Origin of the sequence: Bacillus cereus group sp. BfR-BA-01331, from assembly GCF_022663915.1 — a bacterium.
Classification (GTDB): Bacteria; Bacillota; Bacilli; order Bacillales; family Bacillaceae_G; genus Bacillus_A; species Bacillus_A mycoides.
Window position 1 is genome coordinate 17,409 of the sequence record NZ_JAKUGJ010000017.1, and the last position, 24,759, is coordinate 42,167.

The window sequence follows — 24,759 nt, forward strand, 5'->3', positions numbered from 1 at the left end:
ATAAAAGTAGTCACATAGGTAAAGAGAGGGTACAACAGTGAAGTTTGTGCATTTACAATGTCAAACCGTTTTTAGTTTATTAAAAAGTGCTTGTAAAATTGATGAGCTTGTCATTCGGGCGAAAGAGCTTGGATTTTCATCGCTGGCCATTACAGATGAAAATGTTATGTATGGAGTTATTCCGTTTTATAAAGCATGCAAGAAAAATGGTATACAGCCTATTATCGGCTTAACAGCTTCTATTTTTAGTGAAGAAGAAGAAAGGTCTTATCCACTCGTCTTACTTGCTGAGAATGAACTAGGCTATCAAAACTTATTAAAAATCTCTAGCAGCATTATGACGAAGTCAAAAGAAGGTATCCCGAAGAAGTGGCTTGCTCATTATGCGAAGGGGTTAATTGCAATTTCACCAGGGAAAGATGGAGAGATTGAACAGCTATTATTAGAAGACAAAGAGAGTCAGGCTGAAGAAGTAGCTCATACGTATCAAAATATGTTCAGCAATTTTTATATAAGTTTGCAGCATCATGCAATTCAAGATGAACTGCTTTTACAAGAAAAACTGCCTGAATTTATTAATAAGGTAAACGTTCCAGTCGTTGCAACAAATGATGTTCGCTATATTAATCAAAGTGACGCACTTGTTCATGAATGTTTATTATCTGTTGAAGGCGGAACGAAAATGACTGATCCAGATAGACCGAGAATGAAAACGGATCAGTATTATTTAAAGTCATCGGATGAAATGGGAGCATTATTTTCTCATGCTGAGGAAGCGGTTCAAAATACAATAACAATCGCGGAACGTTGCCAAGTAGAAATTCCTTTCCATGTAAATCAATTACCGAAATTTCCTGTTCCATCTAACGAGACGAGTGATACGTATTTGCGTCGTGTTTGTGAAGAAGGCTTGCAGAAACGCTATGGTACGCCGAAAGAAGCGCATATAGGACGTTTGAATCATGAATTAAATGTTATTTCTCGTATGGGATTTAGCGATTATTTCCTCATCGTATGGGACTTTATGAAATATGCACATGAAAATCATATTTTAACTGGGCCAGGCCGTGGATCGGCAGCTGGTTCACTCGTTTCTTACGTATTGGAAATTACAGATATTGATCCGATTGAATATGAATTATTATTTGAAAGGTTTTTAAACCCTGAACGTGTGACACTTCCAGATATTGATATTGATTTTCCAGATATAAGACGTGATGAGATGATTCGATATGTGAAAGATAAATATGGTCAGCTTCGTGTTGCTCAAATTGTAACGTTCGGAACTCTTGCAGCGAAAGCCGCAATTAGAGACATTGCTCGTGTAATGGGGCTCCTGCCAAGAGATATTGACATATTTTCAAAACTTATCCCATCAAAGCTTGGTATAACGTTAAGAGATGCATATGAGGAATCGCAATCGCTCCGTGAGTTTATACAAGGGAATCTGTTACATGAGCGTGTGTTTGAAATTGCAAAACGTGTAGAGGGATTACCGCGTCATACGTCTATTCATGCAGCTGGCGTTATTATGAGCCAAGAACCGTTAACGGGAAGTGTAGCGATTCAAGAAGGGCATAACGATGTTTATGTTACGCAATATCCAGCTGATGCATTAGAAGAACTTGGATTGCTCAAGATGGACTTTTTAGGCTTACGTAATTTAACGTTACTTGAAAATATTATAAAATTTATTGTTGAAAAAACTGGGAAACAAATTGATATAAGAAATTTACCTCTGCAAGATGAAAAGACGTTTCAATTGTTAGGAAGAGGGGATACAACAGGTGTATTCCAGCTTGAATCAGGTGGTATGCGAAATGTACTTCGTGGGTTAAAACCGAATGAATTTGAAGACATAGTCGCTGTTAACTCGTTATACAGACCAGGACCGATGGAACAAATTCCAACCTTTATTGAATCGAAGCATGGGAAAAGACAAATTGAATATTTACATCCGGATTTAAAGCCGATTTTAGAAAGAACATACGGCGTAATTGTATACCAAGAACAAATTATGCAAATCGCATCGAAGTTAGCTGGATTTTCGCTTGGAGAAGCGGATTTGCTGCGCCGTGCAGTGAGTAAAAAGAATCGTGATATTTTAGATCAAGAACGTAAGCATTTTGTTCAAGGTTGTTTGGAAAACGGATACGATGAGACATCTTCAGAACAAATTTATGATTTAATTGTAAGATTTGCGAATTACGGTTTTAACCGAAGTCACGCTGTAGCTTACAGTATGATCGGATATCAGCTTGCATATTTAAAAGCAAATTATACGCTGGAATTTATGACTGCGTTATTATCAAGTGCAATTGGAAATGAAGATAAGATTGTGCAGTATGTACGAGAAACGAAGCGGAAAGGTTTTCACGTTTTACCGCCGTCTCTTCAGAGAAGTGGTTACAACTTCCAAATAGAAGGGAATGCGATTCGATATAGTTTACTTTCGATTCGGAATATCGGAATGGCTACCGTGACGGCATTACTCGAAGAACGAGAGGAAAAAATGTTCGAAGATTTATTTGAGTTTTGTCTTCGTATGCCATCAAAATTTGTAACAGAGCGAAATTTAGAAGCGTTTGTCTGGTCTGGTTGTTTTGACGGTTTTGGTGTTTCGAGGACGACGTTATGGAGAAGTCTTAAAGGAGCGTTGGAGTATGCAAACCTTGCACGTGATTTTGATTTAGGGGATGCTGTTCCGAAATCAAAATACGTACAAGGAGAAGAGCTATCCTTTATTGAACAGTTAAATAAAGAGAAGGAAGCACTCGGTTTTTATTTATCTAGCTATCCGACAGCGCAGTATGCGGAGCTAGGAAAAGAATTAGAAATTCCATCTCTTGCTCAGGCGATGCGACATAAGAAAAAAGTACAAAGAGCGATCGTATATATAACAAGTGTGAAAGTTATTCGTACGAAAAAGTTGCAAAAGATGGCGTTTATTACATTCTGTGATCAAAATGATGAAATGGAAGCCGTTATTTTTCCAGAAACGTATATACATTTTTCAGACAGGTTACAAGAAGGTGCAATCGTTTTAGTTGATGGTACGATCGAGCAAAGAAATCATAAGTTGCAATGGATCGTGAATGGACTATATCCGCTAGAAGAAATGGATGTTTATGAAGGGATGAAAGAAGCGTCTGTTTACGTGAAATTGCCGTCTCAATATGAAAAAAAGCTTGTAAATCAAGTTACGAAAATATTGTTTGATTATTCAGGTTTTACGAAAGTACTAATTTATTATGAAAAGGAACATAAAATGGTACAATTATCTCGAAGTTTATCGATTCATCCAAGTGAAGAATGTCTAGGAGCACTTCGTGAAATTGTCGGTGACGAAAATGTCGTTGTGAAAATATAATGGACAATCTCCCTACACTTCGATTATTATAGTAGTAGTGTTCGTGGTCAGACCACTTGGAGAAATTGATATCAGCAAGCATAATTTGAGGAGAGTGGATAGTTTGTCAACACTTCGTGAAGAAGCACTTCACATGCATAAAGTGCATCAAGGAAAATTAGAAACTGTATCAAAAGTAAAAGTAGAAAATGCAAAAGATTTAAGTCTTGCATATTCTCCAGGGGTTGCAGAGCCTTGTAAAGAAATTTATGACGATAAAAGTAAGGTATATGAATATACAATGAAGGGAAATATGGTAGCAGTTGTGACAGATGGAACGGCTGTACTTGGTCTTGGTAACATTGGACCTGAAGCATCTCTTCCAGTAATGGAAGGTAAAGCTGTATTATTCAAGAGCTTTGCTGGTGTAGATGCATTCCCGATTGCCTTAAATACAAACGATGTAGATAAAATTGTTGAAACTGTAAAATTAATGGAGCCAACTTTTGGCGGTGTAAACTTAGAAGATATCGCAGCGCCAAACTGCTTCGTTATTGAAGAACGTTTGAAAAAAGAGACAAACATTCCAATATTCCATGATGATCAACACGGAACAGCTATCGTAACAGTAGCAGGCCTTGTGAACGCGCTGAAGTTAGTTGGAAAGAAAATGTCTGACATTAAAGTTGTCGCAAATGGTGCAGGTGCAGCAGGTATTGCAATCATTAAACTTTTATATCGCTATGGTGTACGTGACGTTATTATGTGTGACCGTAAAGGTGCAATCTATGAAGGTCGTCCTGTCGGTATGAATTCGGTGAAAGATGAAGTTGCAAAATATACAAATAAGAGTCGTATAGAAGGTTCTTTAGCTGACGTTTTACAAGGTGCGGACGTATTCATTGGTGTATCTGCAGCAGGTGCATTAACTGAAGAGATGGTTCGTACAATGAATGACGATGCAATTATTTTTGCAATGGCGAATCCGGTTCCAGAAATTATGCCAGAATTGGCAAAAGCAGCGGGCGCAGCTGTTGTTGGAACAGGTCGTTCTGACTTCCCGAACCAAGTAAATAATGTACTAGCGTTCCCAGGTATTTTCCGCGGTGCACTTGATGTACATGCGACACAAATTAATGAAGAAATGAAGATGGCAGCTGTACAGGCCATTGCAGAGCTTGTATCAGAGGATGAGTTGAATGCAGATCATATCATTCCAGCACCATTTGACGCGCGTGTAGCGCCTCAAGTAGCGGCTTACGTTGCGAAAGCAGCAATGGAGACAGGAGTAGCTCGCCGTCAAGTAGATCCAAATGAAGTCGCTGAGAAAACAAAACAATTAGCGCTGATTGGTAAAGAATAAGCGAGGAATTTCCATTGACATCATCAAATACAAAAGTATATCTCGAAATTGTAAAAAAAATCCGTTCCATTATGGAAGAGGATTGTTTAGTAGCAGGGGATCGTTTGCCATCTGAGCGTGAGTTAAGTTCACGCTTAAATGTTGGACGTTCCTCTGTAAGAGAAGCATTACGTGCGTTAGAACTGGTAGGATTAATTGAAACGAGACGTGGTGAGGGAACGTTTATTCGAAACTTTTACGATAACGGTCTTGTACAATTAATTGCTCCGTTCTTGCTGCAAGATGAGAAAACAATTCGTGATTTATTACAAACAAAACGATTGCTTGAGAAAGATATGATTCGACTTGTATGTAATTTACCGAAAGAAACGTTTTCTGAAGTACTAAGTAAATTACACCAAGTGCTTGAAGAAAATGAAAGCTCAATTCCGGTGCTTCATCAAACGTTCTTTAAAACACTTATTGAACAATTCAATAATTATTTACTCTATCGCATTTGGATGATCGTAAATGATTACGTTGCAACTCTTTCTTGTGAAGTTTCAGGAGATTCTATCGAAATGTATAGAAAGCTTTATGCTACTTTGGAAGTGAAACAAGAAAATGATGCGTTAAAAATTTACGATGAATTAGTAGAGAATATACAGTTTCACTCGTAATGTATAAAATTTGTCGAAATGACCATGACACGTTATGACAAACATTCTACCGCATAGCGGTTAAAGTTAAACGTAAAGAGAGAGGTTATTAGACAGATTGAGAAGATAAGGCTAACATCAAACATTGGTGTTAGCCCCATTTTCTTCTTACGCTAACCTTAGCTCTCAATGAAGGGGGTCAAATTGTGCTAAGAGATTTATTCGTGAAAAAGAAAAAGTACGCTGCAATACCTTCAGAACAAGTACGAAAAGATGTACCAGATGGCGTTATGACAAAATGTCCGAAATGTAAAAAAATCATGTATACGAAAGAGCTTCTTAAAAATTTAAAAGTATGCGTGAATTGTGGATATCATCATCCGATGAATGCATGGGAACGCCTTGATAGTATATTGGACGAAGGTTCATTTCGTGAGTATGACAAAGAGATGGTTTCACTAAATCCACTTGAGTTTCCGGGATATGAAGAGAAACTAGAAAACGATCGTAAGAAGACTAAATTGAATGAAGCGGTTGTAACTGGTGAAGGAACAATTGATGACATGCTTGTTGTTGTTGCAGTAATGGATTCTCGTTTTCGAATGGGTAGCATGGGCTCTGTTGTAGGAGAGAAAATTGCCCGTGCGGTTGAAAAGGCATACGACTTACAAGTTCCATTTATTATCTTTACTGCTTCGGGTGGTGCTCGTATGCAAGAAGGGATATTAAGTTTAATGCAAATGGCAAAAACAAGCGTAGCTTTGAAAAAGCATAGTAATGCAGGAGGGTTATTTATTTCTGTTATGACTCACCCAACGACGGGCGGGGTTTCAGCGAGTTTCGCTTCACTTGGTGATTACAATCTTGCAGAGCCAGGTGCACTTATCGGATTTGCTGGTAGACGCGTAATTGAACAAACAGTGCGTGAGAAACTACCGGAAGATTTCCAAACGGCAGAATTTTTACTAGAGCACGGTCAATTAGATGCGGTGGTGCATCGTGATGATATGAGAGAATCACTCCGTAAGATTTTAGAAGTTCATCAAGGGGGGGAAATGGCTGTATGGCAGAGCTAGAATTTGAAAAACCAGTTGTTGAGCTAAGAAATAAGATTCGTGAACTGAAAGACTATACGAAAAACAGCCAGATGGACTTCAGTGAGGAGATTCGTATTTTGGAAGACAAGCTAGAAAAACTAGAGGAAGATATATACGGCAATATGAAAGTATGGGACCGTGTTCAAATTGCTCGTCATGCAGAACGACCGACAACGCTCGATTATATTGAGCACTTATTTACTAATTTTTTTGAATGTCATGGAGATCGCCTATTTGGCGACGATGCAGCGATTGTCGGCGGCATTGCGAAATATAAGGGGATGCCCGTAACTGTAATTGGGCACCAACGCGGAAAAGATACGAAAGAAAATATTCGTCGTAATTTTGGGATGCCTCATCCAGAAGGATATCGAAAAGCACTGCGTCTAATGAAACAAGCGGAAAAGTTTAGTCGTCCCATTATTTGTTTCATCGATACGAAGGGAGCTTATCCTGGTAAAGCAGCTGAAGAACGTGGACAAAGTGAGGCAATTGCCCGTAATTTATTTGAAATGGCGGGTTTAACTGTACCTGTTATTTGTATCGTTATCGGTGAAGGTGGTAGCGGTGGTGCGTTAGGTCTTGGAGTAGGAGATTACATTCATATGCTGGAAAATTCCACTTATTCTGTTATTACACCAGAGGGTGCGGCGGCGATTCTTTGGAAAGATGCTGGTAAAGCAAAAGAAGCTGCAGAAGCGATGAAAATTACAGCATTAGATTTGAAAGAATTAGGTGTAATTGACGAAATTATTCCAGAGGCAAAAGGCGGAGCACATCGTAATATTTTGAAACAATCAGAAAATATAGATTTAATGTTTAAGAAAACTTTTGAACAATTAAGCGGAATTTCGAAAGATGAATTAATCGAAAAACGTTATGAAAAATATATGAAAATTGGGCAAGTTTCGTTTTCAAACGCTTCCATTGGGATAAAATAAGAAAAGCGTGCGTTCCTCTTCGCGAATGCACGTTTTTATTATGAAAAGACACATCTTCTCCATTGTGTTTTTGTATTTTTTCGTGTTATTTTATTATAAGGCAAATAATCTTTATGAGGTGAGTACAAATGAAACGTATTGGTGTATTAACAAGTGGTGGAGATTCACCTGGTATGAATGCTGCCATTCGTGCAGTTGTTCGTAAAGCGATTTTCCATGATATTGAAGTATATGGTATTTACCATGGATACGCTGGTTTAATTTCTGGTCATATTGAAAAATTAGAACTTGGTTCTGTTGGCGATATTATCCACCGTGGTGGTACAAAATTATATACAGCAAGATGTCCTGAGTTTAAAGACCCAGAAGTACGACTAAAAGGAATCGAGCAATTAAAGAAACATGGTATTGAAGGACTTGTCGTTATTGGTGGAGATGGTTCGTACCAAGGCGCAAAAAAATTAACTGAGCAAGGATTCCCATGTGTAGGTGTACCAGGTACAATCGACAATGATATCCCTGGAACAGACTTCACAATTGGTTTTGATACAGCTTTAAATACTGTTATTGATGCAATTGATAAAATCCGTGATACAGCTACATCTCATGAACGTACATATGTTATCGAAGTAATGGGACGTCACGCTGGAGATATCGCATTATGGGCTGGTTTAGCTGATGGTGCAGAAACTATCTTAATTCCAGAAGAGAAGTATGACATGGATGATGTTATCGCTCGTCTAAAACGCGGTAGTGAACGTGGTAAAAAGCACAGTATTATCGTTGTAGCTGAAGGTGTTGGAAGTGCAATTGACATCGGTAAGCACATTGAAGAAGCAACAAGCTTTGATACTCGTGTAACTGTATTAGGTCACGTACAACGTGGTGGATCACCAAGTGCACAAGACCGTGTATTAGCTAGTCGTCTTGGCGCAAGAGCAGTTGAATTATTAATTGCTGGTAATGGCGGACGTTGTGTTGGTATTCAAAATAATAAACTTGTTGATCATGACATTATCGAAGCGTTAGCTCAAAAGCATACAATCGATAAAGATATGTATCAATTATCTAAAGAATTATCTATCTAATTGGCTTAATGCCTTGTATTTGGGAACGGTTTCATAATTTTCGGAGGTGCAATATGCGTAAAACTAAAATTGTATGTACTATAGGTCCTGCTAGTGAAAGTATTGAGAAATTAGAGCAATTAATGGAAGCGGGTATGAACGTTGCTCGTTTAAACTTCTCTCATGGTAGCCATGAAGAGCATGGAGCTCGTATTAAAAATATTCGTGAAGCTTCAAAGAAAACTGGTAAAACAGTTGGTATCTTACTTGATACAAAAGGTCCAGAAATCCGTACACATGACTTCGTAGACGGACAAGCTGAGCTTGTAACAGGTGCAGAAGTAATTCTTTCTACTGAACAAGTATTAGGAACTGCAGAGAAGTTCTCTGTATCTTATGCTGGTCTTTATGATGATGTTGATCCAGGTTCTCGTATTCTAATCGATGACGGTCTTATCGAACTAGAAGTAATCGAGAAAGCTGACGGAAACATCCGTACAAAAGTATTAAACAGCGGAACTGTAAAAAATAAAAAAGGTGTTAACGTACCAAACGTAAGCATTAAGCTTCCTGGTATCACTGAAAAAGACGTGCAAGATATCGTTTTCGGTATCGAGCAAAAAGTTGATTTCATCGCAGCATCTTTCGTACGTAAAGCATCTGACGTATTAGAAATTCGTGAATTATTAGAAGGGCATAACGCTCAATACATCCAAATTATACCGAAAATCGAAAACCAAGAAGGTATCGACAACATCGATTCAATCTTAGAAGTTTCTGACGGTTTAATGGTTGCTCGTGGTGATATGGGTGTAGAAATTCCACCAGAAGAAGTACCATTAGTACAAAAACGTCTAATCAAAAAATGTAACGTATTAGGCAAACCAGTTATTACTGCAACACAAATGTTAGATTCTATGCAACGTAACCCACGTCCAACTCGTGCGGAAGCAAGTGACGTAGCAAACGCAATCTTCGATGGCACAGATGCAATCATGCTTTCTGGTGAAACTGCAGCGGGTCAATACCCAGTAGAATCAGTAACAATGATGGCGAACATTGCAGTACGTGTTGAAAAATCATTACAATACGAAGATATGTTCAAAAAACGTATTAAAGAGTTCACTCCAACAATTACAGATGCAATTAGCCAATCTGTTGCGCATACAGCACTTGCTCTTGATGTAGCTGCAATCGTAGCTCCAACAGAAAGTGGACATACTGCGAAAATGATCTCTAAATACCGTCCGAAATCTCCAATCGTAGCTGTAACATCTGACGAGCAAGTAGGACGCCGTCTTGCACTTGTTTGGGGTGTTCAAGCATTTATGTCTGAGAAACGTGCAGCTTCTACTGACGAAATGTTAGATACAGCAATTCAAACAGGTATGGATGCGGGTCTAATCGGACTTGGAGATACTGTAGTAATCACTGCTGGTGTTCCAGTTGCTGAAACTGGTACAACAAACTTAATGAAAATCCACGTTGTTGGTGAAAAAGTTGCTAAAGGGCAAGGGATCGGTCGTAAATCTGCAAAAGGTAAAGTAGTTGTAGCGAAAACAGCTGCTGAAGCTGTAGCGAACGTAAACAAAGGTGATATCCTTGTTACAACAAGCACAGATAAAGATATGATTCCTGCAATTGAAAAAGCTGCTGCTCTAGTTGTAGAAGAAGGCGGTCTAACAAGCCATGCAGCTGTTGTAGGTGTATCAATCGGTATTCCTGTTATCGTTGGTGTAAACGGCGTAACAACAACTTTAAAAAATGGCCAAGAAGTAACAGTTGATGCAGCACGCGGAATTGTTTATAATGGACATGCGGAAGTGCTATAAGAAGTAATACGGAGAGAAGGATCGGAGTCCTTCTCTTTTTTTTTACACAAAAAAGGATAGAGGTAGCTTTAAATACCTGAAATCGCTTTGAAAAACGTTTATTATAACGTTTAGTGGAAGAGGGTTATTTGTCCTTTATGAAGCTTGTATGGGCGTTTTAAGGGGCTTATAAGGGGTTTTGCAAGGGTGATACTTTCAAACCTTTTAAATGAAATGTGAAGGAGTGCGAGCTATGAAGTGGTTACTGTTCTTACTTATTTTAGTGCCGGCGATTGAGATTACGGTGTTAATAGGGTCGAGTCATGTAATAGGTTTATGGTCTACGTTCGCTATGATTGCATTTACGGGTATTGTGGGTGTATATTTGGCGAAACGACAAGGGTTTAAAGTACTTAGAGAGATTCAATTTAGGTTAAATAGAGGAGAAATGCCGGGTGATGCGGTTCTAGATGGTATTTTTATATTCGTAGGAGGTATTCTTTTAGTACTGCCTGGATATGTGACGGATATAATAGGTTTTATCTTTGTTGTTCCTATAACGAGGGCTTTATTGAAGCCGGCTGTTATGAAGTGGATTGATTGGAAATTTAGAAAGAGAACTACTATTATTGTTCAGAAATAACGCGTAGATTATAGCGATCTACGCGTTATTTTTTTATTTGCCACTTATAGTCAATTGTTAGCTTCCTGCTCGGGTTGGATTTTTGTTAGTTATTAAGCGATAGGATGCAGAGGGTTCTTGTGAATGAAAAGTGTTACATTAGGATGATGTTTTTTGCTTGTAATAAGATTCGACTAGTGAGCAGAAGTTAGACAGGAGAAGAAAAATTACTGATTAAAGGGTTCACCTGCCTTATTTTGTATATTTATTCATTTACATAAAAAGTAATAAATGTAAGTAATAATTATGAAATATATAGAATAAAAATGTATTTTTCCCCTAAAATATGCGTTTTCATGCAAAAAAATAAGAGGATTATCCTTTTTTAGGAAATTCTCTTATAGATGTAGGTAGTACAAAAAAGTACAGTGAATAATCAGTGGGAATTTCCCACTGATTACAGTTGATTTTTTATTGTGTATGAATTAGGAAATATTATTTTGATGGTGAACCCTTAATGAATTTCCATAAGTCGTGGAATACATGAGCTTTGTGTAATGTATTAAGTAGTACTAATATGACTGGACCGATGATTAATCCTAAAAAACCAAAGAGCTTAAAGCCGACAAATAGAGCGATGAGTGTCGCTAATGGATCTAGTCCAATATTAGATGAAAGTACTTTTGGCTCCATGATTTGTCTTTGGACAATCACGACGATGTATAGGATGAGAAGACCGATGGCGAATGCAGTATCGCCTGTGAAAAATACGTATATAACCCAAGGAACGAATACGGCTCCAGTTCCTAAATACGGGAGTAAATCTACAACCCCTGTAATAATCGCGATAGTAATTGCGTATGGCACGCGTAATATTAAAAGGCCGATTAGTACAATGATAGTTGTCATAGATACGAGTGTAAGTTGCGCTTTAACAAAACCAAACAAAGCTTTTCTTAAATCGACAAAAATAGTTTTTCCGTATCCATGCAAACGATTAGGTAGAAGTTTTCTTACTTTATGAGCAAGACGGTGCCAATCGTAACTAATGAAGAAGGTGGCTAATAAGACGAAGACAAGGACAGTTAAAGTTGTTGGTAATGCACTAATGAAATTTGTTAACCCACTTATAATGGCGGTTAAAAGTTCTTTCATTTGTGTCGTTGCTTCGGTGCCTAAGTTTTGAATGTTTTGTGTAATAGTGTATCGCTGTGGTTCTCCGAGATGATTAAATTTAGAGATTAAATCATCATAGAGAGGCATAATATGATTAAGTGCAAATTGTTGGGCGAATGCAACGATATCTGGAAACTTTACTGTAACAATTTGTAGTAAGTACGTTGTGGCAGATATTGCTTCAGTTACAAGGTATGTAACAAGTCCAACGATAGCTCCGAATACGAGAATTAAGCTAACGAGTACCGCTAATGCGCGAGGGAATTGTAGTTTTTGATTAAGGAAATTGACGACAGGATTAATCAAATAAGCGAATGCAAAAGCGATAATAAAAGGGTAGATAAGGCCTGACATGTACAGCAATGCATAGAACCCAACTACCGTTGCTACAATGACAAATATGAGTCGTAATATCATATATAGTAAGTTTCGGTTCAAAGATGTATACCTCCCATTCCAATTTGGATTATCCTAATTCGTTCAACTTATAACTAGTGAGATTCACTGATCAAAGTTTCACTTTATGTTATAGTGGAATGATGGATTTTTCCTGCCTTTTCAGTATATGAGTGACCGGAAAAGCTTGGTGTTGATGCTTCTACTATATGGTAAAAACTTCATTTTCTCTTCTTTTTATTTTACCTTTTTCTTAATAGAAAAGAAAGGAGAGACGACCGTTTTTAAAAATGTATACATGCTTAAATTTTTGATGGTTAGAGTTTCAGTTTGTCATTTTAAAATATGAAAAAAATGAAGTGGTTATTGTTGCATATACATCGATATAGCATGTATAACGATAGGTTTAAAGGTATTTTTGTTTGGAAGCGAGTTCATTATTTTCAGAAAGGAAGTGTAATCATGATTAGTCAGTCAACGTTATTTTTATTCATACTACTTATTATAGGACTAATTGCTAAAAACCAATCGCTTACTGTAGCTGTTGGAGTGTTATTTTTATTGAAGTTTACGTTTTTAGGAGATAAAGTCTTTCCTTATCTACAAACGAAAGGGATTAACCTTGGTGTAACAGTCATTACAATAGCGGTGCTCGTACCGATTGCGACAGGAGAAATAGGCTTTAAACAACTCGGAGAAGCAGCGAAATCGTATTATGCATGGATTGCTTTAGCCTCAGGTGTGGCGGTCGCTTTGTTAGCGAAAGGCGGCGTACAATTATTGACGACGGACCCACATATTACAACCGCACTTGTTTTTGGGACAATTATAGCTGTAGCTTTATTTAATGGAGTTGCTGTAGGTCCATTAATTGGGGCTGGAATTGCCTATGCAGTTATGAGTATTATACAGATGTTTAAATGAGGAATTTTATAGTAATATAAAATTTTTGAATTCTTTCTGTTCACAAAAGTCAGATAATTGTTTATAATAGGATTAGAAACTTTGAAAAGTTACATAACAGCAGAGAATTTACACCAGATAAAATAAAAACAACATAAAACAATTTTATAATGATATTGTTTTATGTTGTTTTTATCATAAACTCTTCGGAATTCATTTTCCTCACTAACTTGTTGTTCTGAGCGTGAGGATTCGGGGAGACATTCACGCTCATGCTTTCCATGTAAGCAATGGACAATAAGAGGGGAACATCGCAATAAATTTGCATGAACGTGCATTTTGCTTGCCTAAAGAGTGAACGAGCGTTCATAATTTATAAGGGGGAGCAAATAGATATAAGGAGCAAGGTTGGGAGAATTTTCAGGAAAAGGAGAGAATGTCATGACTGTTATTCGAGGTTTAGAAGGGGTAGTAGCAACAACATCATCTGTGAGCTCTATTATTGATGATACATTAACTTATGTTGGGTATAATATTGATGATTTAGCTGAGAATGCTACGTTCGAAGAAGTAGTGTACTTATTATGGCACCGCAAGCTTCCTAACGAAAAAGAACTAGCGGAATTTAGTGGAACAGTATCTGAATACTATAAAGTACCAGGTGAGATTTTAACATATTTGAAACAAGTAGATTTAAAAATCGCGCACCCAATGTCGGTTTTACGAACTGCGATTTCCATGCTATCATTATATGATGAGAGCGCTGAAATAATGGATGGAAAGTCTAATTATTTGAAAGCGGTTAAATTACAGGCTCAAGTCGGAACTTTAATTGCGGCTTATGCAAGAATTCGCAAAGGTTTAGATGTTGTTGAGCCAAGAAAAGATCTATCATTAGCTGCAAACTTCTTGTACATGTTAAATGATCGTGAGCCAAATGAAGTTGAAATTGAGGCTTTTGATAAGGCACTTGTACTTCATGCCGATCATGAGTTAAACGCTTCTACATTTACTGCACGTGTTTGCGTAGCTACACTTTCAGATGTGTATTCTGGTATTACAGCAGCAATCGGTGCATTAAAAGGTCCTCTTCACGGCGGGGCAAATGAAAATGTAATGAAGATGTTAACTGAAATTGGCGAAGAAGAAAATGTAGAATCATATATTCATAATGCTCTTCAAAATAAAGTGAAAATTATGGGATTTGGTCATCGCGTATATGAGCATGGTGATCCACGCGCGAAACACTTACGCGAAATGTCTAAGAGATTATGCGTGCTTTTAGGAGAAGACAAATGGTATAATATGTCTATCAAAATTGAAGACATTGTAACAAAAGAAAAAGGTCTTCCACCAAATGTTGATTTCTATTCAGCTTCTGTATACCATTGTTTAGGAATTGACCATGACTTATTTACACCTATCTTTGCAATTAGCCGTATGTCAGGCTGGTTAGCTCATATTCTAGAACAATATGAAAACAACCGTTTAATCCGTCCGCGTGCTGATTATGATGGACCGACACATCAAGTGTACGTTCCGCTAGCGCAACGATAAGCGAAAAACACTATTTTGATAGTGAAAATACGCTTTCAAAAGTCTGATTTTTTTGGGAAGATGTAATGATTAGAATATTTAAATTTGACTAACGGTTTGAACTGAGGGGTTATTCCCTCAGTTTCATACATATGAAATTTCAAACATGGGGGTTATCACATTGACAACAGGTGAAAAAATTACTGTAACTAATGGTGTTATGAATGTACCAAACAATCCGATTATTCCATTTATCGAAGGAGATGGAATTGGTCCTGATATTTGGGCTGCAGCATCTCGCGTAATAGAAGCAGCAGTTGAAAAAGCTTATGATGGTGAGAAGAAAATCGTTTGGAAAGAAGTGCTTGCAGGGGAAAAAGCATTCAACCAAACAGGCGAGTGGTTACCAGAAGAGACTTTAAATTTAATTCGTGAATATTTAATCGCAATTAAAGGTCCACTTACAACTCCAGTTGGCGGTGGTATTCGTTCTCTAAACGTAGCGCTTCGTCAAGAATTAGATTTATATGTATGTCTACGTCCAGTTCGTTATTTTGAAGGTGTTCCTTCACCTGTAAAACGTCCGGAAGATACTGATATGGTTATTTTCCGTGAAAATACAGAAGACATTTACGCTGGAATTGAATATGCACAAGGTTCTCCAGAAGCAGAAAAAGTTCTTGCTTTCTTAAAAGAAGCAATGGGTGTTAATAAAATCCGCTTCCCAGAAACATCAGGGATTGGTATTAAACCAATTTCAGAGGAAGGGACAAAGCGTCTTGTTCGCGCTGCAATTCAATATGCAATTAACGAAAAACGCTCTTCTGTTACATTAGTACATAAAGGAAACATTATGAAATTTACAGAAGGTGCTTTCAAAAACTGGGGTTACGAAGTAGCGGAACAAGAATTCGGCGACAAAGTATTTACTTGGGCTGAATATGATCGCATTGTTGAAAAAGATGGAAAAGATGCAGCGAATAAAGCGATGGCAGACGCAGAAGTGGCTGGGAAAATCATCGTAAAAGATTCTATTGCAGATATCTTCTTACAACAAATTTTAACTCGTCCACGTGAGTTTGATGTTGTTGCAACAATGAACTTAAACGGAGATTACATCTCTGATGCACTTGCTGCACAAGTAGGTGGAATTGGTATTGCACCTGGTGCAAACATTAACTATGTGACTGGACATGCTATCTTTGAAGCTACACATGGTACAGCTCCAAAATATGCAGGTTTAGATAAAGTAAACCCATCTTCAGTTCTTCTTTCTGGTGTATTATTATTAGAGCACTTAGGATGGAACGAAGCTGCGAATTTAGTAACTGATTCAGTTGAGAAAACAATTGAATCAAAAGTAGTAACTTATGATTTCGCACGCTTAATGGAAGGTGCAACAGAAGTGAAATGTTCTGAGTTCGCTAATGAACTTATTAAAAACATGGATGTAGCGATAATCAAAAACGCATAATTAAAGCGGGGGGTAAATTATGACAATCAAACGCAAGAAAGTTTCAGTCATCGGTGCAGGATTTACAGGAGCAACAACAGCATTCTTATTAGCACAAAAAGAACTTGCAGATGTTGTATTAGTGGACATTCCACAGCTGGAAAATCCAACAAAAGGGAAAGCGTTAGATATGTTAGAAGCGAGCCCAGTACAAGGTTTTGATGCTAACATTATTGGTACATCTGATTACGCAGATACTGCTGATTCTGACGTTGTCGTTATTACAGCAGGTATTGCGCGTAAGCCTGGTATGAGCCGTGATGACTTAGTAGCAACAAACTCTAAAATTATGAAAAGTATTACGCGCGACATTGCAAAACATTCACCAAATGCGATTATTCTTGTATTAACAAATCCAGTTGATGCAATGACATATTCTGTATTTAAAGAAGCAGGATTCCCGAAAGAGCGCGTTATCGGTCAATCGGGCGTATTAGATACAGCTCGTTTCCGTACATTTATTTCACAAGAGTTAAACCTTTCTGTGAAAGACATTACAGGATTTGTTCTTGGTGGACATGGTGACGATATGGTACCTCTTGTACGCTATTCCTATGCAGGTGGCATTCCGTTAGAAACATTAATTCCAAAAGAGCGTTTAGAAGCAATCGTAGAACGTACACGTAAAGGTGGCGGTGAGATTGTAGGCTTATTAGGAAACGGTAGTGCATATTACGCACCAGCTGCTTCTTTAGTTGAAATGACAGAAGCAATCTTAAAAGATCAACGCCGTGTATTACCGGCTATTGCGTACCTTGAAGGTGAATATGGTTATAGTGACCTTTACTTAGGGGTACCAGTAATTCTAGGTGGTAACGGAATTGAAAAAATTATTGAATTAGAACTTCTTGCAGATGAGAAAGAAGCGTTAGATCGCTCTGTAGAATCTGTACGTAACGTTATGAAAGTTCTTGTTTAATAATTAAATATAAGTGGAAAAAGATTCGGGGCCCCGAATCTTTTTCTACTATATATTGAAATGTTTTTTTGAAATAATATGAAAACGCTATCATTTGGTGTGTCCTATAATGAAACTATAGACTTATACTATACATTGCCCTCATCACAGTAAATTTCGGATAAGGTATCGCTTTTAGTAGGATAATAAGGTGAAAAAATCGGAGGGGGTTGTAACATGTTAAAGAAAAAAGTTCAAATTGGTCGTAGAATGGATGAAATTACAGTAGGAGAGAAATTATCTATCACTGAAAAAATTGAGGATAAAGATTTGTTATTGTACTTAGGGTTAACGAATGATGCCAATCCATTATATATTCAGCATGATTACGCATCCCAAACTCCGTATGAAAAGCCGATTGTCCCAAGCATTATGCTAACGGGGCTGATTACAACGGCGGTTACGAAATATTTACCAGGTCCAGGTAGTCATATTACTAGGAAGGACCTTACGTTCGTGAAACATGTTCACCATTATGAAACGTTACAAATCCACTTTGAAGTTGTGGCTGTTTCAGAGGAGGAACATACAATTGATATGCTTGTATTTGCTCATGATGAAAAAGGAGAAACTGTTGTAAAAGGTTCATTAACAGTAACACCACCTTTTAAATCTGTTTCCATTATGGAAAAAGCATTAGATAATTTTTAAAAAATGAAAGTTAGAATGATATAAAAGTAGCGTTAGTCATATTCTTATTAAGGGTATGCTAGCGCTACTTTTTGTTTGGAAAGGGTGATATAACTGTGAAATGGGAGAGGGAAGACATTATTTTTGAAACGATAAGAGAAGCTGAAGTATGGGCCGATTCAATCGCGAATGAAATGTACGGGAAAGTATTTGATGGATATGAAACACCAGATTATAAAATAGCGTATGCTCTTTCGTTTTTCCTAGCGCAAAATCGAGAGTTTATAGTTCATACGGAAGAAGAATTTAAAAAAGATAGATTCATCTATAAAGTTTGGATAGCGACCGGATAGAGGGAATGAAGTTACGATTGCTTTTATTTCCCGAAACTCTAGTACAAACGAGCTCCATGAATAGACAATTATATTGAGGGAGACCTTGTTTTCTAGTATGATGAGAATAACGGGGAAAATACTAGGATGAAGAAGGTTTCAAGTCTATAACTTGGAGGAAAAGAATGAACAATCGTATTTTAGTAGTTGATGATGAGGAATTTATCTTAACTTTAATTGAATTTAATTTACAACAAGCTGGGTTTGAAGTTATTACAGCAATGGATGGAGAAATGGCGCTTCAAAAAGCGACTACAGAACGCCCAGATTTAATTATATTAGATTTAATGCTTCCAAAAATGGATGGTATGGAAGTTTGTAAAGAATTACGATTGCAGCGTATTATGACGCCGATTTTAATGTTAACAGCAAAAGATGATGAATTTGATAAGGTGCTAGGTCTTGAGCTTGGGGCTGATGATTATATGACGAAGCCATTTAGTCCAAGGGAAGTTGTTGCTCGTGTGAAGGCGATTTTGCGCCGTACGAAATTACAGCAGGAAGAACAAGTTTCAGAATCGCCAGATGAAGAGAGCATCAAAATTGCAGAGCTTAAAATTTTACCGGAGTTTTATGAAGCGTACTTCCAAGGAAGGAAACTGGAATTAACACCGAAAGAATTTGAGTTACTTGTTTATCTTGCGAAAAATAAAAGTCGTGTATTAACTCGTGACCAATTATTAAGTGCTGTATGGAATTATGATTTTGCCGGTGATACAAGAATTGTTGATGTCCATATTAGCCATTTGCGCGATAAAATTGAACAAAATACGAAAAAACCGACGTACATTAAAACGATACGTGGTTTAGGTTATAAATTAGAGGAGCCAAAAGTGGATGAATAAGTTTCGTTCCAGGCTTCTTTTTACATTTGTTTCTCTTATCGTTTTTATTTTAGTTGGACTAGGTGTATTATTAGAAACTGTATTTGAAAACTACTATATAGATCATGCTAAAGAGAGAATGATAAAAGAGACACAGTATGTTGCGGTATTAGCAGAAGAGCAAGGGTTTGATGCTGTTTTAAAAAAGCCTTATGTATTTGAAAAGTTAGAAGAAAAAATACCAGCTTCTATTATATTTGTTGATGAAAAAAAGAAAGTTCAATATAGCGGAGGGCAACCATCTGCCTTTAGTCAAGAGATGATTAAAGAACTTTCTTCCGAAACAGCAAAGAAAGAAAATAAAGTCATTACGAAAGAAACAGATCAAAAGAATGAATTTTATCATGCTGTGTTCGTCCATGATGTAGAAGGGAAACAAGGATACATTTTGGTGAAAAGTACAATTGATACTTTGAGGGACGTTCACCAAAAAACGTGGGGATTATTAATTATCGGATTTGTCATTGCTTGTCTTGTAGTTGTATTCCTAGGTGTCAAAATTACAGGACAATATATTAGGCCGATTGAATCAGTTACGAAAGTTGCGATTGAATTAGCGAAGGGTAATTATAAAGCGCGTGCATATGAAAGTCATTCGGATGAAACAGGAATGCTGAGTAAAGCAATTAATATTTTAGCTCGTAATTTACAAGAGATGACACTCGAACAAGAAATGCAACAAGATCGTTTGCACACATTAATTGAAAATATGGGAAGTGGAATGATTTTAATTGATAGCCGTGGTTATATAAACCTTGTAAACCGTTCTTATAAGGAGACTTTCCACGTAACAGATGAAGAATATTTAGACCGTTTATATTATGAATCATTTCACCATACGGAAATTATTGAGCTTGTGGAAGAAATTTTTATGACAGAAGTGAAAGTGCGTAAACAAATGTTATTGCCACTTAGTATTGAGCGAAAGCATTTCGAAGTATATGGAGCGCCAATTATTGGGACGAACCATGAGTGGAAAGGGATTGTTCTCGTATTCCATGACATTACTGAGCTGAAGAAATTAGAACAAATAAGAAAAGACTTTTTAGCGAATGTTTCTCATGAACTAAAGACACCGATTACTTCTATTAAAGGTTTTTCAGAAACACTCTTGGACGGAGCGATGGATAATAAAAAATTCTGCGAACATTTCTTACATATCATTTTAAAAGAAAGTGAGCGCATGCAAGGATTAATTGAAGATTTATTAGATTTGTCAAAAATCGAGCAGCAAGGGTTTAGATTAAATATGGGTACGGTTGATATGAAGGGGATTCTTGAAGACATTCACATGGTGCTTGATAATAAAGCGGGTGAAAAAGAAATCTCTTTACAAGTGAATGGATTGAAACGAGTTTCCGTTATTGGAGATCCAGGCCGCTTGAAACAAATCTTTATTAATTTAATTAATAACGCGATTGTATATACACCGGCTGGAGGCGTTGTTTCTGTTGAATTGGCAGAAGATAAATATAATGCTTATATAAAAGTATCTGATACTGGAATTGGTATTAGTAAAGAGGAAATTCCACGTATTTTTGAACGCTTTTACCGAGTGGATAAAGCAAGAAGTAGAAATACGGGTGGAACGGGTCTTGGTTTATCAATTGTAAAACATTTAGTTGAAGCGCATCAAGGTACGATTACGGTGGATAGTGAGGTTGGGGAAGGAACAACATTTACAGTTGTTTTACCAAAATCAGCTACTGAAAAATAGGATGAAGGATATTTACAATATATTAACAATGGCTTAATTAAATATTAATAAAGCTCTGTTAATATAATATATGAAAACCCCTTCATCCAAGGAGTAATTTTGGACGAGAGTAGTTATGCTATTCTCGTCACTTCCCTTTATGCCAATGTAAGTCTGTTTATATATGATAGAAAAAAACCGTTATTTTTCTTCTCTCTATTAGTCATGTTAATATAGAGAGAGGACAGGAACGGTTTTTTTCTGTGGGAAAAATCGTTTCAAATATGTATGGGGAGGTTTGTAGTTTGGAAAAAAAAGTCGTATTAGTAGATGGTAATAATATCGCGTATCGTGCTTTCTTTGCACTACCGCTTTTAAATAACGACAAAGGTATACATACGAACGCAATTTATGGTTTTACAATGATGTTAATGAGGATACTAGAGGAAGAAAAACCGACGCATATGCTTGTGGCGTTTGATGCGGGGAAAACAACATTCCGTCATAAAACGTATAGTGATTACAAGGGAGGGCGTCAAAAGACTCCACCTGAGTTATCAGAGCAATTCCCGTTTATTCGTGAGGTGCTTGATGCATTCAATGTACCGCGTTATGAGCTGGAAAATTATGAAGCGGATGACATTATGGGAACGTTAGCGAAAGAAGCGAGTGAGCAAGGGTTTCATGTTAAAGTTATTTCAGGAGATAAAGATTTACTGCAACTTGTTTCAGATAATACACTCGTATGTATTCCTCGCAAAGGGATTACGGAAGTAGATGAATATACGAAAGAAGCTTTATTTGAGAAATATAGCTTATCACCAAAGCAAATTATCGATATGAAAGGTTTAATGGGAGACCAATCGGATAACATTCCAGGTGTACCAGGTGTTGGTGAGAAGACCGCCATTAAATTATTAACGCAATTTGAAACGGTAGAAGCAGTATATGAAAACTTAGATCAAGTGAGTGGAAAGAAATTAAAAGAAAAGTTAGAAGCGAATAAAGAACAAGCTCTTATGAGTAAAGAACTTGCGACTATTATTACAGACGCACCGATTACTGTGCATGTAGATGATATGGAATATAAAGGGTATGAACCAAGCGATTTGATTCCAATGTTCGAGAATTTAGGATTTACATCCCTTTTAAATAAGTTAGGTGTTACGCCGGAGGAAACGGCTCCAGCTGAATTAGATGATATTACATTTGATATTGTAGAAGAAGTTACAGAAGAAATGCTCCAGCAAGATAGTGCGCTTATTGTTGAAGTGCAAGAAGATAATTATCATAAAGCCGATATTCAAGGTTTTGGTATTCAAAATGAAAATGGTTGTTACTTCATTCCGGCCGATGTTGCTCTTAAATCGGATGCTTTTAAAGAGTGGCTTGCAAATGGAGAAATGAGAAAACATACATTTGATGCGAAGCGTGCTATCGTTGCTCTCAAGTGGAAAGGTGTAGATATTCAAGGGATTGACTTTGATTTATTAATCGCTGCTTATTTACTTGATCCAGCTGATACGGATAAAGATTTCCGTACTGTAGCGAAAATGAAAGAAACGCATGCCGTAAAATCGGATGAAGAAGTTTACGGAAAAGGTGCGAAGCGTGCTGTTCCGGAGCTAGAGGTAGTAGCGGAGCATGTAGCTCGTAAAGTGCATGTATTATATGATGTAAAGCAAACGTTCTTAGAAGAATTAAAAAAGAACGAGCAATATGAATTATTTACGGAATTAGAATTACCACTTGCACGTGTATTAGCTGATATGGAAGTGAAAGGTGTAAAAGTTGATACGGAGCGTCTTCGTAATATGGGAGAAGAACTTGCAGGTAGATTAAAGGAAATGGAACAGGAAATTTATAAGCTTGCGGGAACAGAATTTAATATTAATTCACCGAAGCAACTTGGGGTTATTCTGTTTGAGAATTTAAACTTACCAGTTATTAAAAAGACGAAAACAGGTTATTCTACGTCGGCGGATGTATTAGATAAACTTATGGATCGTCATGAAATTATTCCGAATATTTTACATTACCGTCAATTAGGAAAGCTAAATTCAACTTACATTGAAGGTTTATTGAAAGTTGTACATGAAGATTCATCTAAAATCCATACTCGTTTTAATCAAGTATTAACGCAAACAGGTCGATTAAGTTCAACAGACCCGAACTTACAAAATATCCCGATTCGATTAGAAGAAGGAAGAAAGATTCGTCAGGCATTCGTTCCATCAGAAGAAGGATGGATCATGTACGCGGCTGATTATTCACAAATCGAACTTCGTGTGCTTGCTCATATTGCAAATGATCCAGGATTAGTTGAAGCGTTCCAACATGACATGGATATTCATACGAAAACAGCTATGGATGTATTTGGTGTTGGGAAAGATGAAGTAACATCTAACATGAGACGACAAGCAAAAGCTGTTAACTTCGGAATTGTGTATGGTATTAGTGATTATGGTCTTTCGCAAAACTTAGGAATTACAAGAAAAGCAGCAGCGGAATTTATTGAAAAGTATTTAGAAAGTTTCCCTGGTGTACAAGAATACATGGATGAAATCGTAAAAGACGCGAAACAAAAAGGATATGTGGTTACATTATTAAATCGTCGCCGTTATATTCCGGAAATTACGAGTCGTAATTTCAATTTACGTAGCTTTGCTGAGCGTACAGCTATGAATACACCAATTCAAGGTAGTGCGGCTGATATTATTAAAAAAGCGATGATTATTATGGCAGATCGTCTAGAAGAAGAAGGATTACAAGCACGTCTTCTTCTGCAAGTACACGATGAATTGATATTTGAAGCACCAAAAGAAGAAATTGAAAAATTAGAGAAGCTTGTACCTGAAGTAATGGAGCATGCAATTGAACTAGCCGTTCCATTGAAAGTTGATTATTCTTACGGTCCAACTTGGTACGATGCGAAATAAGGACGTGATGAAATGCCGGAATTACCAGAGGTTGAAAACGTTAGACGGACGCTTGAAAATCTTGTAACAGGAAAAACGATTGAAGATGTCGTTATTACTTATCCAAAAATAGTAAAACGACCGGATGATGCAGAAATTTTTAAAGAAATGCTAAGAGGCGAGACAATTGAAAATATAAAGCGAAGAGGAAAGTTTTTGCTTTTATATGTAACGAATTATGTCATTGTTTCACATTTGCGCATGGAAGGTAAGTTTTTACTTCATCAAGAGGATGAGCCGATTGATAAACATACGCACGTCCGTTTCTTATTTACAGATGGAACTGAATTACATTATAAAGATGTGAGAAAATTTGGTACGATGCATCTCTTTAAGAAAGGTGAAGAGTTGAATCAAATGCCTCTTGCTGACTTAGGCCCGGAGCCATTTGATGCTGAATTAACACCGCAGTATTTACAAGAAAGATTGCAAAAAACAAATCGAAAAATAAAAGTCGTATTATTAGATCAGCGTCTTTTAGTAGGGCTTGGAAATATATATGTAGATGAAGTGTTATTCCGTTCTCAAATTCACCCAGAACGAGAAGCTGCATCTTTAACAGAAGAAGAAATAGAAAGAATTTACGAGGCGATTGTTACAACGCTGGGCGAAGCTGTTAAGCGAGGCGGAAGTACAATTAGAACGTATATTAATTCACAAGGACAAATTGGTTCGTTCCAGGAACTTCTAAATGTATATGGGAAAAAAGGAGAACCGTGTGTGACTTGCGGTACGCTATTAGAAAAAACAGTTGTTGGCGGAAGAGGAACACATTACTGCCCAATTTGCCAACCTAGAACATAGAAAAG

Annotated in this window: 19 protein-coding genes; 18 read left to right on the plus strand and 1 reads right to left on the minus strand. The window is 37.1% G+C overall.

Annotated elements, in window-relative coordinates; genetic code table 11:
• The first annotated feature begins 37 nt into the window (after positions 1-37).
• From dnaE to MR155_RS22990, 8 genes are all read left to right on the plus strand, one after another.
• Complete coding sequence (dnaE, locus tag MR155_RS22955; RefSeq protein WP_242311163.1) at positions 38-3,370, plus strand: DNA polymerase III subunit alpha; 3,333 nt, start codon at positions 38-40, stop codon at positions 3,368-3,370.
• Positions 3,371-3,503: 133 nt separating this feature from the next.
• Positions 3,504-4,712 (plus strand): NADP-dependent malic enzyme, encoded by a 1,209-nt coding sequence (gene ystJ, locus MR155_RS22960; RefSeq protein ID WP_219303754.1) that lies wholly within the window; start codon positions 3,504-3,506, stop codon positions 4,710-4,712.
• A gap of 14 nt (positions 4,713-4,726) precedes the next feature.
• The gene (locus MR155_RS22965; protein ID WP_002129364.1) at positions 4,727-5,371 is read left to right on the plus strand and encodes a FadR/GntR family transcriptional regulator; all 645 of its coding nucleotides are present in this window, start codon (positions 4,727-4,729) and stop codon (positions 5,369-5,371) included.
• A 185-nt stretch (positions 5,372-5,556) separates the two neighbouring features.
• Entirely contained in the window at positions 5,557-6,426 is an 870-nt protein-coding gene (gene accD, locus MR155_RS22970; protein WP_002015500.1) for an acetyl-CoA carboxylase, carboxyltransferase subunit beta, read from the plus strand.
• Positions 6,414-7,388: an acetyl-CoA carboxylase carboxyl transferase subunit alpha gene (accA, locus tag MR155_RS22975; protein ID WP_242311164.1), complete on the plus strand. Its 975-nt coding sequence runs from the start codon at positions 6,414-6,416 to the stop codon at positions 7,386-7,388. The genes accD and accA overlap by 13 nt, the downstream gene beginning before the upstream one ends.
• A gap of 128 nt (positions 7,389-7,516) precedes the next feature.
• Positions 7,517-8,476: a 6-phosphofructokinase gene (gene pfkA / locus MR155_RS22980; RefSeq protein ID WP_000821164.1), complete on the plus strand. Its 960-nt coding sequence runs from the start codon at positions 7,517-7,519 to the stop codon at positions 8,474-8,476.
• A 53-nt stretch (positions 8,477-8,529) separates the two neighbouring features.
• Positions 8,530-10,287, plus strand: coding sequence for a pyruvate kinase (pyk, locus tag MR155_RS22985; RefSeq protein ID WP_002088940.1), 1,758 nt, complete (start codon positions 8,530-8,532; stop codon positions 10,285-10,287).
• A gap of 232 nt (positions 10,288-10,519) precedes the next feature.
• A complete protein-coding gene (locus tag MR155_RS22990) occupies positions 10,520-10,909 on the plus strand; it encodes an FxsA family protein (RefSeq protein ID WP_242311165.1) in 390 nt (129 codons plus the stop codon).
• Between the two features lie 474 nt (positions 10,910-11,383).
• On the opposite strand, the gene ytvI is transcribed toward MR155_RS22990, so the two are convergent.
• Positions 11,384-12,502 (minus strand): sporulation integral membrane protein YtvI, encoded by a 1,119-nt coding sequence (gene ytvI / locus MR155_RS22995; protein ID WP_002129361.1) that lies wholly within the window; start codon positions 12,500-12,502, stop codon positions 11,384-11,386.
• Positions 12,503-12,922: 420 nt separating this feature from the next.
• Between ytvI and MR155_RS23000 the strand changes: the two genes are divergently transcribed.
• The 10 genes from MR155_RS23000 to mutM all read left to right on the plus strand — a co-directional run bounded on the left by MR155_RS23000 (position 12,923) and on the right by mutM (position 24,754).
• Positions 12,923-13,384, plus strand: a complete 462-nt coding sequence (locus tag MR155_RS23000) for a DUF441 domain-containing protein (RefSeq protein WP_002112200.1) — start codon at positions 12,923-12,925, stop codon at positions 13,382-13,384.
• Positions 13,385-13,771: 387 nt separating this feature from the next.
• A complete protein-coding gene (gene citZ / locus MR155_RS23005) occupies positions 13,772-14,920 on the plus strand; it encodes a citrate synthase (protein ID WP_002015492.1) in 1,149 nt (382 codons plus the stop codon).
• Positions 14,921-15,080: 160 nt separating this feature from the next.
• Positions 15,081-16,373 carry an NADP-dependent isocitrate dehydrogenase gene (gene icd, locus MR155_RS23010; RefSeq protein ID WP_002088934.1) on the plus strand — a complete coding sequence of 431 codons (1,293 nt, stop codon included), beginning with the start codon at positions 15,081-15,083 and terminating at the stop codon, positions 16,371-16,373.
• A 19-nt stretch (positions 16,374-16,392) separates the two neighbouring features.
• Complete coding sequence (gene mdh / locus MR155_RS23015) at positions 16,393-17,331, plus strand: malate dehydrogenase (RefSeq protein ID WP_002034284.1); 939 nt, start codon at positions 16,393-16,395, stop codon at positions 17,329-17,331.
• 216 nt (positions 17,332-17,547) lie between these two features.
• Positions 17,548-18,021 (plus strand): MaoC/PaaZ C-terminal domain-containing protein, encoded by a 474-nt coding sequence (locus MR155_RS23020; protein ID WP_002015489.1) that lies wholly within the window; start codon positions 17,548-17,550, stop codon positions 18,019-18,021.
• A gap of 95 nt (positions 18,022-18,116) precedes the next feature.
• Entirely contained in the window at positions 18,117-18,353 is a 237-nt protein-coding gene (locus tag MR155_RS23025; protein WP_012261807.1) for a hypothetical protein, read from the plus strand.
• Positions 18,354-18,517: 164 nt separating this feature from the next.
• The gene (phoP, locus tag MR155_RS23030) at positions 18,518-19,237 is read left to right on the plus strand and encodes a two-component system response regulator PhoP (protein WP_002015484.1); all 720 of its coding nucleotides are present in this window, start codon (positions 18,518-18,520) and stop codon (positions 19,235-19,237) included.
• Positions 19,230-20,993, plus strand: a complete 1,764-nt coding sequence (gene phoR / locus MR155_RS23035; protein ID WP_242311166.1) for a sensory box histidine kinase PhoR — start codon at positions 19,230-19,232, stop codon at positions 20,991-20,993. Before phoP ends, phoR begins: the two co-directional genes overlap by 8 nt.
• A 284-nt stretch (positions 20,994-21,277) precedes the next feature.
• Entirely contained in the window at positions 21,278-23,911 is a 2,634-nt protein-coding gene (gene polA, locus MR155_RS23040; protein WP_002164995.1) for a DNA polymerase I, read from the plus strand.
• 12 nt (positions 23,912-23,923) lie between these two features.
• Positions 23,924-24,754, plus strand: coding sequence for a DNA-formamidopyrimidine glycosylase (gene mutM / locus MR155_RS23045; protein WP_113935713.1), 831 nt, complete (start codon positions 23,924-23,926; stop codon positions 24,752-24,754).
• Positions 24,755-24,759: the final 5 nt, after the last annotated feature.

Coding starts and splice junctions, on each gene's coding strand:
- ystJ (WP_219303754.1), top strand. CDS start 3,504: ATGCATAAAGTGCATCAAGGAAAATTAGAAACTGTATCAAAAGTAAAA.
- accA (WP_242311164.1), top strand. CDS start 6,414: ATGGCAGAGCTAGAATTTGAAAAACCAGTTGTTGAGCTAAGAAATAAG.
- pfkA (WP_000821164.1), top strand. CDS start 7,517: ATGAAACGTATTGGTGTATTAACAAGTGGTGGAGATTCACCTGGTATG.
- pyk (WP_002088940.1), top strand. CDS start 8,530: ATGCGTAAAACTAAAATTGTATGTACTATAGGTCCTGCTAGTGAAAGT.
- MR155_RS22990 (WP_242311165.1), top strand. CDS start 10,520: ATGAAGTGGTTACTGTTCTTACTTATTTTAGTGCCGGCGATTGAGATT.
- MR155_RS23000 (WP_002112200.1), top strand. CDS start 12,923: ATGATTAGTCAGTCAACGTTATTTTTATTCATACTACTTATTATAGGA.
- mdh (WP_002034284.1), top strand. CDS start 16,393: ATGACAATCAAACGCAAGAAAGTTTCAGTCATCGGTGCAGGATTTACA.
- MR155_RS23020 (WP_002015489.1), top strand. CDS start 17,548: ATGTTAAAGAAAAAAGTTCAAATTGGTCGTAGAATGGATGAAATTACA.
- phoP (WP_002015484.1), top strand. CDS start 18,518: ATGAACAATCGTATTTTAGTAGTTGATGATGAGGAATTTATCTTAACT.
- phoR (WP_242311166.1), top strand. CDS start 19,230: ATGAATAAGTTTCGTTCCAGGCTTCTTTTTACATTTGTTTCTCTTATC.
- mutM (WP_113935713.1), top strand. CDS start 23,924: ATGCCGGAATTACCAGAGGTTGAAAACGTTAGACGGACGCTTGAAAAT.